Origin of the sequence: Pseudoponticoccus marisrubri, assembly GCF_001482405.1 — a bacterium.
GTDB lineage: Bacteria > Pseudomonadota > Alphaproteobacteria > Rhodobacterales > Rhodobacteraceae > Pseudoponticoccus > Pseudoponticoccus marisrubri.
Genome location: NZ_LPXO01000093.1, coordinates 1 through 274 on the forward strand (window position 1 = coordinate 1; position 274 = coordinate 274).

1 protein-coding gene is annotated in these 274 nt (G+C 46.0%); it reads left to right on the forward strand.

Translation table 11 applies throughout. The features are described from left to right. Positions 1–52: 52 nt before the first annotated feature. The coding region (locus tag AVJ23_RS23035) for a cyclic di-GMP-binding domain-containing protein, MshE-related (protein WP_205626913.1) at positions 53–274 on the forward strand (222 nt) is incomplete at its 3' end.

A 274-nucleotide genomic window follows, 5' to 3' on the forward strand; every position in this document is an offset into this window, starting at 1 on the left:
CAATCAAACAAAGACTGCTTGTATTACGCAATTTCAGGAGCGCTGAACCCTGATGCAATATCCGGAAAGGCTTGGTGAGCGCTTAATCCGTGACGGCTATATAACCCGTGACCAACTAAATATTGCCCTGACCGAGCATAAAAGAAATGGCCAAAAACTCGGTGAAACTCTGGTAAGCATGGGGTTTATAAGTGTCGATACTTTGCGCGAAGTGGTTGGCTCTTATGGCGGTTTTACCGCGATGAGTTTAAAAGATGTTGTGCCGGATCCACGT